The 12557-nt window shown below is 61.9% G+C and carries 8 protein-coding genes; 3 read left to right on the top strand and 5 right to left on the bottom strand.

Annotated elements, in window-relative coordinates:
* Positions 1-97: 97 nt before the first annotated feature.
* Positions 98-1261, top strand: a complete 1164-nt coding sequence (locus tag CXQ81_RS06750) for a type III PLP-dependent enzyme (RefSeq protein WP_007923836.1) — start codon at positions 98-100, stop codon at positions 1259-1261.
* Positions 1262-1428: 167 nt separating this feature from the next.
* Here the strand turns inward: CXQ81_RS06750 and CXQ81_RS06745 are convergent, their stop codons facing one another.
* The gene (locus CXQ81_RS06745; protein ID WP_101336832.1) at positions 1429-2211 is read right to left on the bottom strand and encodes a tetratricopeptide repeat protein; all 783 of its coding nucleotides are present in this window, start codon (positions 2209-2211) and stop codon (positions 1429-1431) included.
* A gap of 3 nt (positions 2212-2214) precedes the next feature.
* On the bottom strand, positions 2215-2895 hold the full coding sequence (locus CXQ81_RS06740) for a Fe2+-dependent dioxygenase (protein ID WP_101336831.1): 681 nt from the start codon (positions 2893-2895) through the stop codon (positions 2215-2217).
* Positions 2896-3101: 206 nt separating this feature from the next.
* On the opposite strand from CXQ81_RS06740, the gene CXQ81_RS06735 reads away from it, so the two are divergent.
* Complete coding sequence (locus CXQ81_RS06735) at positions 3102-5375, top strand: TonB-dependent siderophore receptor (protein ID WP_101336830.1); 2274 nt, start codon at positions 3102-3104, stop codon at positions 5373-5375.
* 300 nt (positions 5376-5675) lie between these two features.
* The gene (locus tag CXQ81_RS06730) at positions 5676-8201 is read left to right on the top strand and encodes a sulfite reductase flavoprotein subunit alpha (protein WP_101336829.1); all 2526 of its coding nucleotides are present in this window, start codon (positions 5676-5678) and stop codon (positions 8199-8201) included.
* A 101-nt stretch (positions 8202-8302) separates the two neighbouring features.
* On the opposite strand, the gene CXQ81_RS06725 is transcribed toward CXQ81_RS06730, so the two are convergent.
* The 3 genes from CXQ81_RS06725 to CXQ81_RS06715 all read right to left on the bottom strand — a co-directional run bounded on the left by CXQ81_RS06725 (position 8303) and on the right by CXQ81_RS06715 (position 11989).
* Positions 8303-9844 (bottom strand): alkaline phosphatase, encoded by a 1542-nt coding sequence (locus tag CXQ81_RS06725; RefSeq protein WP_101336828.1) that lies wholly within the window; start codon positions 9842-9844, stop codon positions 8303-8305.
* A gap of 314 nt (positions 9845-10158) precedes the next feature.
* The gene (locus CXQ81_RS06720) at positions 10159-10737 is read right to left on the bottom strand and encodes a hypothetical protein (RefSeq protein ID WP_157832236.1); all 579 of its coding nucleotides are present in this window, start codon (positions 10735-10737) and stop codon (positions 10159-10161) included.
* Positions 10718-11989 carry a PAAR domain-containing protein gene (locus CXQ81_RS06715; protein WP_101336826.1) on the bottom strand — a complete coding sequence of 424 codons (1272 nt, stop codon included), beginning with the start codon at positions 11987-11989 and terminating at the stop codon, positions 10718-10720. Before CXQ81_RS06715 ends, CXQ81_RS06720 begins: the two co-directional genes overlap by 20 nt.
* Positions 11990-12557: the final 568 nt, after the last annotated feature.

The following is a 12557-nucleotide window of genomic DNA, read 5'->3' as shown; positions in this document are numbered from 1 at the left end:
GCAATGCCTTGGGAAGTAGGCGAACCAAAGTGGGGATACGGAGGACGTTCATTTGCACCCATTGTTTTTACCCGTTTGCCATTAGGAGCTCCCAGGTATGTCGATTCAGGTCGAAGACTATTTCGCGCGCGAAACCTTTCAGAAAATGAAGGCGTTCGCCGACAAGCAAGAAACCCCGTTCGTGGTGATCGACACCCAGATGATCGCCCAGGCCTACGATGACCTGCGTGCCGGTTTCGAGTTCGCCAAGGTCTACTACGCGGTAAAGGCCAACCCGGCCGTCGAAATCATCGACCTGCTGCGGGAAAAAGGTTCGAACTTCGACATCGCCTCGATCTACGAGCTGGACAAGGTGCTGGGCCGCGGCGTCAGCCCGGACCAGATCAGCTACGGCAACACCATCAAGAAATCCAAGGACATCCGCTACTTCTACGAGAAGGGCGTGCGTCTGTATGCCACCGACTCCGAAGCCGACCTGCGCAACATCGCCAAGGCCGCGCCGGGCTCGAAAGTCTATGTGCGCATCCTCACCGAAGGCTCGACCACCGCTGACTGGCCGCTGTCGCGCAAGTTCGGCTGCCAGACCGACATGGCCATGGACTTGCTGATCCTCGCCCGCGACCTGGGCCTGGTGCCTTACGGCGTGTCGTTCCACGTGGGTTCGCAACAGCGCGACATCAGCGTCTGGGACGCAGCGATCGCCAAGGTCAAGGTGATCTTCGAACGCCTGAAGGAAGAAGACGGCATCCACCTCAAGCTGATCAACATGGGTGGCGGCTTCCCGGCCAACTACATCACCCGCACTAATAGCCTGGAAACCTACGCCGAGGAAATCATCCGCTTCCTCAAGGAAGACTTCGGCGACGAGCTGCCGGAAATCATCCTCGAGCCAGGCCGTTCGCTGATCGCCAACGCCGGTATCCTGGTCAGCGAAGTGGTGCTGGTGGCGCGTAAATCCCGGACCGCCGTGGAACGCTGGATCTACACCGACGTGGGCAAGTTCTCCGGCCTGATCGAAACCATGGACGAAGCCATCAAGTTCCCGATCTGGACCGAGAAGAAAGGCGAGACGGAAGAAGTGGTAATCGCCGGCCCGACCTGCGACAGCGCCGACATCATGTACGAGAACTACAAGTACGGCCTGCCGCTGAACCTGGCCATCGGCGACCGCCTGTACTGGCTGTCCACCGGTGCCTACACCACCAGCTACAGCGCTGTGGAATTCAACGGCTTCCCGCCCCTGAAATCCTTCTACGTGTAAGCGATACGCCGCAACAAAAAAGCCCATGACCAGTCATGGGCTTTTTTGTGCCTGCGCGATAAACGCTGAAAAAATGCCTCCGTAGGAGCGAAGCTTGCTCGCGATAGGCCGAAGGCCGGTGGTGGCCTTGATGCTGCCTTCGCGGGCAAGCCTCGCTCCTACAGAAGCTACAGCCGGGCTAATGCCTCGCGATCGGTTTCATTCCCTAACTGCGCCGCACGCTGGTGATACGCCAGGGCCAGGCCACGGATCTGTGGATGGGCCGCCTGCAACAAGGCGCCGCGGGCGACCCGCAGGAAATTCAGGTTGCCGCCAGCCAACGCCTGGTCCAGCCAACCCAGCGCCTCGTCGATACGCCCGGCATCGGCGAGCACCGCGGCATGGCTGAACTGCCCACGAAAATCCCCGCCCTCGGCGGAACGGCGATACCAGTCACAGGCCGCCGCGACATCCCTGGGGCAGTGACGCCCCTCCTCCAGATAACGGCCCAACAGGTTCATGGATTTGGCGTGACCCATCGCCGCCGCCCACTGGTAGCAGCTCAAGGCCAGGGCCTGGTTTTCAGCGACCCCGCGACCGGTGGCCAGCAGGTTGGCGTAGTTGTACAGCGCCCAGTCCAGCCCGGCTTCGGCGGCCTGGCGATAATGCCCGGCGGCGGCCTGGGCATCGGCCTCGCAGCCCCAGCCATGCTCGTGGCAACGCCCCAGCATGTTGCGCGCCATCAGCTGCCCGCCCTTGGCGGCGATCGCGAACCAGCGCAGCGCCAGCGCCTGGTCGCGCTCGATGCCCAGGCCATCGAGCAGGATCTGCCCGAGCAGCGCCTGGGCATCCGGCACGCCCTGCCCGGCCGCCAGCAGGATCGCCTGGGCGGCCCGGGCCGGGCTCTGTTCGAGCATGGCGCGCAGTTGCTCGCCGTCGAGGACTTCCTCGCGGCGTAACTGGAAACTCACGGCTTACACCTCGACCCAGCGACGCAACAGGTTGTGGTAGGTGCCGGTCAGACGGATCAGCGACGGATGCTCCGGCATGTCGCGGGTCAGTTGCTGGATCGCCTCGTCCATCTCGAACAGCAGGGCGCGCTGGCTGTCTTCGCGCACCAGGCTCTGGGTCCAGAAGAACGACGCGTAACGGGTGCCGCGGGTGACCGCGCTGACCTTGTGCAGGCTGGTGCCCGGGTACAGCACCATGTCGCCGGCCGGCAGCTTCACCCGCTGGGTGCCGAAGGTGTCCTGGATTTCCAGCTCGCCGCCGTCGTAGTCCTCCGGGTCGCTGAAAAACAGGGTCGACGACAGGTCGGTCCGCACCCGCTCGACGCTGCCCTTGGGCTGGCGCACGGCGTTGTCGATATGAAAGTCGAAACTGCCACCGGCGGTGTAGCAGTTGAGCAGCGGCGGGAAAACCTTGTGCGGCAACGCCGCCGACATGAATTGCGGGTGCTGCCACAGGCGCTCGAGCATCGCCGCGCCAATCTCCTGGGCCAGCGGATGGCCTTCGGGCAGTTGCAGGTTGTGCTTGGCCTTGGCCGACTGGTAACCGGCGGTGATCTTGCCGTCGGCCCAGTCCGCCTGCTTCAGGGCCTCACGGATACGCAGCACTTCTTCACGGGAGAACAGGCCGGGAATATGCAGGAGCATGAGGCAATACCTGAAAGCAAAGGGGGTGCAAATGATATTGATTCTTATTGCAAATGTAAAATGCGCATACGAATGAAAACGTAAAAACCGTAAAGCGAAATTGTAAAGAATGTAAATTCCGCGCGAATAGCAATATTTCGCAATTGATACATAGACTTGTTCGCCTTATATTCCGCCGCCTCAAATCCTTGGGGAGGGGAATCACCATGTCGCGCCAACCACCACAATTACCGCTCGGTTCACCACGCCTGCTGGCGTCTGCGATTGGCGTGGCGATCACCGCCGGCTCCGCAGCCCATATGGCTTTTGCCGCGGAAAACACCGAGAAGAAAGCCGCCGGCAATGCCATTTCCCTGGACGCCACCAGCATCACCGGTGAAGCCCAGGACCAGACGTCCTACCAGGTCGAAAAAGCCTCGTCGCAAAAGTACACCGCGCCGCTGGTCAACACGCCGCGCTCGGTCACCGTGGTGCCTCAACAAGTGCTCAAGGACACCGCCGCCACCTCGCTGCAGGACGCACTGCGCACCGTGCCGGGCATTACTTTCGGCGCCGGCGAAGGCGGCAACCCGCAAGGCGACCGTCCGTTCATCCGTGGCTTCGATGCCCAGGGCGACACCTATCTCGATGGCGTGCGCGATACCGGCGGCCAGAGCCGCGAGATCTTCGACATCGAATCGATCGAAGTCAGCAAGGGGCCCAACTCCTCCTTCGGCGGTCGCGGCTCGGCCGGTGGCAGCCTCAACCTGGTGAGCAAGACGCCCAAGCAGCAAGACTTCCTCAACGGCGGCTTCACCTACGGTTCCGACCAGACCCGCCGTTATGTGCTGGACGTCAACCGCCAGTTCCTCGACAGCGCCGCCTTCCGCCTGAACCTGATGAGCCACGAGCAGAACGTGGCCGGTCGCGACGCCGTCAACTACGACCGCTGGGGCGTGGCACCGTCCCTGACCTTCGGCCTGGGCACCCCGACCCGCGTCAACTTCAGCTACTACCACATGGAAAGCGACGACCTGCCGGATTCGGGCATTCCCTACGGCTACAGCTCGGCCAACGCCACCGCCCACAAGCACGACAAACCCACCGACGGCGGCGACAGCGACAACTTCTATGGCTTGAAGGATCGGGACTTCCGCAAGACCCGCGCAGACATCAGCACCGTCTCCATCGAGCACGACCTGAACGACAACATGACGCTGAAAAACACCCTGCGTCATGGCAACACCGGCCAGGACTACATCCTCACCCAGCCGGACGACAGCAAGTTCAACGTCAACAAGTACGGCACCGTGTGGCGTCGCGCCAACTCGCGGGTGTCCACCACCGAAACCACCACCAACCAGACCGACCTGTTCGGCGAATTCCAGGCCCTGGGCTTCAAGCACACCTACTCCACCGGCCTTGAGTTCACTGGCGAAGAGACTCGCGTCAGCAGCTACAACATCGCCGGCAACACCGCCAAGGTCTGTAACCCGGGCAGCATCCCCAGCTGCACCTCGCTGAGCAATCCGAACCCGGACGATGCCTGGACCGGCGACATCAGCCGCAACTACTACGGCACCAACACCAAAGCCACCAGCCGCGCGGCCTATGTGTTCGACACCATCGAACTCGATCCGCAATGGCTGCTCAACGTCGGCCTGCGCTACGACACCTTCGACACCGTGGCCAATACCGACACCGCCACCGGGCGCACCAAGATCAAGGACGACAGCCAGTTCTGGAACTGGCAGGCCGGCCTGGTGTGGAAACCGACGGACAACGGCAGCGTTTATGCCTCCTACGCGACCTCGGCCTCGCCAGCGGGCGGCCTGGTGGGTGAAGGCGCGGACGGCAACCCGCTGTCCGCCGGCGCCAGCGTCAGCGATCTGCAACCGGAAGAAACCGTCAACTACGAGCTGGGCACCAAGTGGGACGTGTTCAACGACCGCCTGTCCCTGACCGCCGCGGTGTTCCGTACCGAGAAGAAAAACACCCGCATCCTGGTGGATGCCCTGACCTACCAGAACGCCGGTGAGTCCCGCGTCGACGGCCTGGAGCTGTCGGCCAGCGGCAAGATCACCGACAAGTGGCAAGTCTTCGCCGGCTACAGCTACCTGAAAAGCGAGCTGGTGGACGCCGGCCTCAACGGGCGTAACGGGGTCGTCAGCGCCGGTTCGAACAAAGGCAATGAAATGCCGAACACGCCGAAAAACAGCTTCAGCCTGTGGACCACTTATGAAGTGCTGCCGAAGCTGACCGTCGGTGGCGGTGCGTTCTATGTCGACGAGGTGTATGGCGATGCCGGCAACACCGTGTATGTGCCGTCCTACACCCGCTACGACGCCATGGCCAGCTACAAGCTGAGCAAGAACGTCGACCTGCAGCTGAACGTGCAGAACCTTACCGACAAGACCTACTACGACAAAGCCTACTCGGCGCACTTTGCCAACCAGGCAGCCGGCCGTACCGCCTTGTTCACCACCAACTTCCACTTCTGACGGGTTTCACCTGTAGCCGCTGCCGCAGGCTGCGATCGGGGCGCAGCCCCGCAAAGCTGGCGCTGCGGTATGCCTGACCTGTACGGGCGTCGGGTTTGGCGACTGCTGCGTCGGAATGCCGCCCAAGCCGATCGCTGGAGGACCTGCGGTCCTATCGCAGCCTTCCGCAGCGGCTACAAACGCATGAGCCCCACCTGTTTCGGCAAGTGGGGCTTTTGTGCGTAAGAAAGAATGTTTCTCGACAACTCACGGCATAATGCGCGCCGTGGCACAGACTTAAGAACCAACGAGGCGGTCGATGTGTTGAAGAAAACCCTGTTCCAGTTGCACTGGTTTTTCGGCATCAGCGCCGGCCTGGTCCTGGCCTTGATGGGCATTACCGGAGCGACCGTGTCGTTCCAGGATGAAATCCTGCGTGCCCTCAACCCCTCCACACTGCAGGTGGAGAAACAGCCGGCCGGGGTCCTGCCGCCCGCCGAGCTGGTGGAAAAAATCCAGGCGGCCTCGGGCAAGACCGTGTCGATGCTCACCGTGGAAGCCGACAGCGGCAACGCCGCCCGCGTGTGGTTCACCCCGCCACCGGGCCAGCGCCGTGGCGAAATGCGTTATTTCGACCCCTACACCGGCGAATTCATGGGCGCCGCCCTTGGCCAGGACTTCTTCGGCCTGATGCTGCAACTGCACCGTTTCCTGGCCATGGGCGACAGCGGCCGGCAGATCACCGGCGCCTGCACCCTGATCCTGATTTTCTTCTGCCTGTCCGGCCTCTACCTGCGCTGGCCGCGCCAGGTGGCGAGCTGGCGCGCCTGGCTGACCCTGGACTGGGCGAAAAAAGGCCGTGGCTTCAACTGGGACCTGCACGCCGTGGCCGGGACCTGGTGCCTGTTGTTCTATCTACTGGCCGCGCTGACTGGCTTGTCCTGGTCCTACGAGTGGTACAACAAGGGCCTGAACAAACTGCTGGCCGACTCGCCACAGAGCCAACGCATGAAAAACCGGGGCGCGCCGCCCCAGGGCCCGGCGCCGACCGCCGACTACAACGCCATGTGGCTGGGCATCTACAGCACCGCCGGCAAGGACCTGAGCTCCTACAACATCCGCATGCCGGCGGTGGCCGGCCAGCCGGCGACCGTGTTCTATCTGCTGAAGAATTCGCCCCATGACCGGGCGCTGAACCAGATCACCATCGACCCGAACAGCGGCGTAGTCAGCCGCCATGACCGCTACAGCGACAAGAGCCTCAAGGCGCAGTTGCTGACCAGCATCTATGCCCTGCACGTGGGCAGTTACTTCGGCATTGTCGGGCGGATCCTGGTGACCATTGCTTCGCTGACCATGCCGCTGTTCTTCATCACTGGCTGGCTGCTGTACCTGGATCGCCGGCGCAAGAAACGCCAGATCAAGGACGCGCGCCAGGGCCTGAGCGCCGACACCGGCGATGCCTCGGCCTGGCTGATCGGTTTCGCCAGCCAGAGCGGTTTCGCCGAACAACTGGCCTGGCAGACCGCCGGGCAATTGCAGGCCGCCGGCGTACCGACCAGGGTCCAGCCGCTGGCCAGCGTCAGCGAGCAGGACCTGCTCAATACCCAGAATGCATTGTTCGTGGTCAGCACCTTCGGCGACGGCGAAGCACCGGACAGCGCCCGGGGCTTCGAGCGCAAGGTGCTGGGCCGCGCCCTGTCCCTGGACAACCTCAAGTACGCCGTACTGGGCCTGGGCGACCGGCAATACCCGCACTTCTGTGGTTTTGCCAAGCGCCTGCATGGCTGGCTGGCCGAGCATGGCGGCAACACCCTGTTCGCTCCGGTGGAAGTCGACAGCGGCGACAGCTACGCCCTGCGCCACTGGCAGCAGCAACTGGGCCAGTTGATCGGCCAGGCGCCGGTGGACCTGTGGCAGGCGCCCGCCTACGACAACTGGACCCTGAACCAACGCCTGCTGCTCAACCCCGACAGCAGCGGCTCCGGCGTCTACCTGCTGGGCCTCACCCCGGCGCAACCGAGCAGCTGGCTGGCCGGCGACCTGGTGGAAGTGCTGCCGCGCAATTGCGCGTGGGCCATCGAGTTCTTCCTCGACGGCCTCGGCCTGGACGGCAGCGCCACGGTGCAGCTCGACGGCCTGACGGAAACCCTGACCCAGGCCCTGGCCAGCCGCCAGCTCCCGGAAAACCGTGCCCACCTGGTGGGCCTGCATGCCCAGGCGCTGGTGGATGCCCTGGTGCCGCTGGCCATGCGCGAATACTCCATCGCCTCGATTGCCAGCGACGGCCAGTTGGAACTGTTGGTGCGCCAGGAACGCCACCCCGACGGCAGCCTGGGCATCGGCTCCGGCTGGCTCACCGAGCATGCGCCGGTCGGTTCGGCCATCAGCCTGCGGGTGCGGCGCAACAGCGGCTTCCATCTGCCGGCCGAGCCTTGCCCGCTGATCCTGCTGGGCAACGGCACAGGCCTGGCCGGCTTGCGCAGCCTGCTCAAGGCGCGCATCGCCGACGGCCAGCAAGACAACTGGCTGATCTTCGGCGAGCGCAACGCCGAGCATGACTTCTACTGCAAGGACGAGTTGCAGGAATGGCTGACCGCCGGCGACCTGCGCCGCCTGGACCTGGCCTTCTCCCGCGACCAGGCCGAGAAGATCTACGTCCAGGATCGCCTGCGCCAACAGGCCGAACGCCTCAAGCAATGGCTGGCCGACGGCGCCGCGATCTACATCTGCGGCAGCCTGCAAGGCATGGCCTCGGGCGTGGATCAGGTGCTCAACGAAGTGCTGGGCGCCGAGGTCGTCGAACGGCTGATCGAGCAAGGCCGCTATCGCCGCGACGTCTACTGACCCACTCCACGCTTCTGTAGGAGCGAAGCTTGCTCGCGATAGGCCAAAGGCCGGCAGCGGCCTTGATACCGCCATCGCGGGCAAGCCTCGCTCCTACATGACTACACCGGCTGCAACTTGCGCTCGAACACCGCCACCCCGTCCAGGTCCCGCAGCGTCACCTTCAACTCCCCACTCTGCCCTTCGATCTGCACCTCGCCGAAGAACTGGAACCCGGCGAACGGCGAGGTGTTCTGCGCCGGCGGCGCCTTCTGGAATACCACCTCCGGGCCGAAGGTCTTGTCCAGCGCGTTGGGCCCGAAACTGCCGGCATTCAAAGGCCCGGCGACGAATTCCCAGAACGGTTCGAAATCCTGGAACGCCGCGCGGTCCGGGTGGTAATGGTGCGCCGCGCAGTAATGCACATCCGCCGTCAGCCATACATGGTTGCGCACCTTGTGCTTGCGCAGGAACGCCAGCAACTCGGCGATCTCCAGCTCGCGGCCCTGGGCCGGGCCCGGATCGCCGTTGGCGATCGCCTCCCAGCGCGGCACGCCGGGGCTGACCTCGCCGTCCGGCACGCCAAGGCCGATGGGCATGTCGGCCGCCACCACCTTCCACTGCGCCTTGGAGTGCTTGAGCCCCTGCTTGAGCCAGTCCAGCTGCTCACGGCCAAGAAACGGCTTGGCCGCGCCAAGGTTGTCGTCGTTGCCGCCGCGATAGCTGCGCATGTCCAGCACGAACACATCCAGCAGCGGCCCGTAGCTCAACTTGCGATAGATCCGCCCGCCCTGATCGGCGCTCTGCAAGCGCATCGGCGCGTATTCCAGCCAGGCCTGCCGCGCGCGCCCCACCAGGGTGTGGATATCTTTGCTGGTGTAGCGCTCATCCAGCACCTTGCTCGGCGACCAGTTGTTGACCACTTCGTGGTCGTCCCACTGCCAGATCTGCGGCACCTCGGCGTTGAAGCGCCGCACGTTCTCGTCCAGCAGGTTGTAGCGGTAGTTGCCGCGGTATTCATCGAGGGTCTCGGCGACCTTGCTCTTGGCTTCGGTAGTGATATTGCGCCATACCCGGCCGTTCTCGGTGGTCAACTGCGCCGGCACCGGGCCGTCGGCGTAAATGGTGTCGCCGCTGTGGATAAAAAAGTCCGGCAGGCGCCGGCGCATGGCCTCGTAGATACGCATGCCGCCAATGTCCGGGTTGATGCCAAAACCCTGGCCGACGGTGTCGCCGCTCCACACAAAACGAATATCGCGGCGAGCCTGCGGCACGCTGCGCAAATGGCCGAACCAGGGCTTGCTGCGCACGCCGGTCTGCGCGTCCTCGAAATACACCCGATAAAAAATCGCCTGATCGGTGGGCAGCCCACCCAGCTCGACCCGCGCGGTGAAGTCGGTGCGGGCATCGGCCAGCGGCGAGACGAAGCGCCGCGGATTGCTGAACAGGCTGCGGGTATCCCACTCCACCACCATCCGCGCCGGCCGGTCGGTACGGCTCCAGACCATCGCCCGATCGCCAAGCAAGTCCCCGGACTGCACGCCATCGACCATCTTCGGCCGGTCCTTGGGCGACGCGATCACCGCCGGCGCCAGCCCCGGCAGCAACAACCCCGCCCCCGCCACCTGAATCAAACGCCGCCGACCGAGAGTGAAATCGCTCATGGTTGCTCCCTGACCACCTGTCAAAAGGCAACCTTAGTAGGCGGCGATGAAGGGGATATGACAAGGGACGGGGCTGGCAAATGTCATGGCTGCAAAAACGGGACGCGGTGTTATTCCCGGCACTGGCGGATGCTGGGGGATAAGCGTTGGGGCTGCCTATACGGCAGTGAACGCCTGTTCCGCGAGTGCAGACATTCGTTCAGGCTCGATCATCTGTGGCGAGCTGCTCGTAATCGAATGCTACCTGCCCGCCGCAGCTGTCAGCGTGTGCTCATTCAGGGTGATTCAAGGACGGAAAGGATCAGGCCCGCCATTTACTGTGGAGCAGGACAGCTCTTGGCGGCGGCCTGGAGCGCCTTTGCGTAGTCCACGTAGGTTTCTAGATCGTAAGGTTCGGCGGTTATTTCAAAGCTCGACTCTCCGTCGTAGCCGATCTCCTGCCAGACTTCCAGAGCCCATTTCCGACCATTCTGCGATGCTACCAAGTCAAAAGTATGGCTATTCAGATCACTGCTTTCACCTAGAAAGGAGTAGCGATAATGCAGACTCTTGTACCAGTTAGGTATCGCCGTAATTGCTCTAATGGCGTTTTTTGCGAGTCCCTTATCGGTCTCATTCAACTCATACATTTTGCCAATGATGAATTTTCCAGTTCGTTCTAGTTCTGCTATCGGTACAGGCAGCGGTTCTCGACTGATCAACCGAGAATACTGGCAGTCAAACACCCAGCGACCAGTCTTCACATAGTCGTCGGCGTAGATCACCACGCCGTTGCCCAAGTCCGTCTTGTATACGCTCGTCATTACTTTGAATCCGTAGTTGGCCGCAATCAGAAACAAAGGAGAAAAAATGCTAAAGGCTATCCAGAAGCCTTTACTTCGGTAAAAACTCAAAGTGGCCTCCCGGTACGCCAAGGGGTGTATCACCAGAAATCACGGGATTGATAGCGCCCATGGTCTGGTAAGTGAATTCGAGTAAACGATGGCTATTCTTTCGCTCCTTTTCCAGTGTTTCCCACTTCCTGCACCATTCTTTCCCAGGTGCTGCGTTGCCACTGATTCCGCAAAGATCGCCCATGCGGCGCTCCTCGAACGAACCCCAGGTGTTCTTGTAGTCCGAGCGTCGAACAAAGGCGTGCACCTTGATCTGCAGATGATTGGCCAGCAACTGCGCCAGGCTCTCATTCGTCTGCGAAAAGAACTGAATGCCGTCTTCGACGGGGAAGTCCGAGCGATTACCCATGCCGGTCCTACAGGCGTAACTGTCGATCTGCGCCGAACTGGTAAACGCCGAAGGTAAAATTTTACCGTAGCTCAGTACATCCAAGGACATTTGGAAGTCCCCGGCAAGCTGATAGCCAAAGGCGATCCGATGCGGCACGCCGTGGCTGAATAGCGATAGGTGTTCGATGGGGGATTGCTTACGGTCCTTGCCCTGGTTCAGGTAGTCGATCAGCTCCTGGACGTTGGCCACGCCAATAAAGCCAGCACCATAGGCATCAGCGGATTCACGTGCCGCACTGAGCATTGCTTCGCTGTATGACGGGGTGAACACTACCAGCGTCCGCGCCAGGGCGGGCTTGCTGCGCTTGAATTCGGCCAGTTCGCGCACAGCCTGGCCGATGAACATCATCTGGTTGCCCGAGCTTGTGTCGTGCTGGCTGCCGGCGACTGCGATTAGCTCGGGAGTCAACGGCTCCTTCGGGGTTGTTAAGGACGAACTGCCAGGTTGCACCAGAGCGCCCGAGAGCAAGGCGCGCTGCTCCAGTTGTGGATCGGCCAACAGCTCAGACATCAGCTGATCGTTCACTGAGCCGTCCGCGCGCACGGCACCTAGCTTGGCGAAGTCAACGATAGCCTGGATTGCTGCACCACCGAACTGGAAGCCTCCGAAAGTATCGGGGCTGCCCGAGATGATCGTTCCGCCGTGACTGGTAGGGCTGCCCAGGTGAGCCATTGGGCGCCCGTTCAAGATGATCGAGGGAAACCCCGTGGTGATAACCGCACCACAACCGCAAGTGTCACCGACTCGGGCGGCGCCCATGAAGTTGATGTTTATGTCACCAGAAGCGGAGGTAATTGGAGTGGTGCCATGACCGGGAAGTGGGCAGATGTGTTTGTCACCCAGGCGAGCAGAGGGGAGCATTTATCATCCTTGCGTTAACTGATCCGTGAGGGAGGCTCTGATTCTTTGCAACTCCCCGAACCTAGCAAGTGGCGAAAGGCAAGGCTGTAAGACGATTCTGAACTTTGATGAGGTGGCTGTTTTGGTAGTTCGCCTCTTACGGGTCTACAGACAAAAAAACGCCCCGACCGGGATCGAGGCGAGCTCCCACTCTACCGACCATTAACGCCAGTCGTTAACGCGAGTTGGGCCATACCTTCAATGCGTTTATGGCAGCTGCCTATTCGGCAGTGAACTACGCGCGGCGGGTGCGCGGGTTGTCGATATTTTTCTAAGCTGCCTATTCGGCAGTGAACTAGACAAATATCCCAATAGCACCATGATTTCAAAGAGAAATCATGCTGAACACCGTATTTACCCCTCTTTTCGGGGACCTTTGTAAGTGCTTGATTTACATAGGTCCGGAATCCGCTCGGAAAAAAGGGTCAGCGTCAGGGAGCAGAGCACCGGTGCTCAGACTAGCGTCATGGATTTGCTTTGTCTGACCCGACCAGCCGCGAATATCAAGAAGGATCGCAGCCAGCGGGCC

The sequence above is a fragment of the Pseudomonas sp. 09C 129 genome (genome assembly GCF_002843625.1).
Taxonomy (GTDB): domain Bacteria; phylum Pseudomonadota; class Gammaproteobacteria; order Pseudomonadales; family Pseudomonadaceae; genus Aquipseudomonas; species Aquipseudomonas chlororaphis.
This window is presented reverse-complemented; position numbering and strand designations above follow the sequence as displayed.

Coding starts and splice junctions, on each gene's coding strand:
- CXQ81_RS06750 (WP_007923836.1), top strand. CDS start 98: ATGTCGATTCAGGTCGAAGACTATTTCGCGCGCGAAACCTTTCAGAAA.
- CXQ81_RS06740 (WP_101336831.1), bottom strand. CDS start 2,895: ATGCTCCTGCATATTCCCGGCCTGTTCTCCCGTGAAGAAGTGCTGCGT.
- CXQ81_RS06735 (WP_101336830.1), top strand. CDS start 3,102: ATGTCGCGCCAACCACCACAATTACCGCTCGGTTCACCACGCCTGCTG.
- CXQ81_RS06725 (WP_101336828.1), bottom strand. CDS start 9,844: ATGAGCGATTTCACTCTCGGTCGGCGGCGTTTGATTCAGGTGGCGGGG.
- CXQ81_RS06715 (WP_101336826.1), bottom strand. CDS start 11,989: ATGCTCCCCTCTGCTCGCCTGGGTGACAAACACATCTGCCCACTTCCC.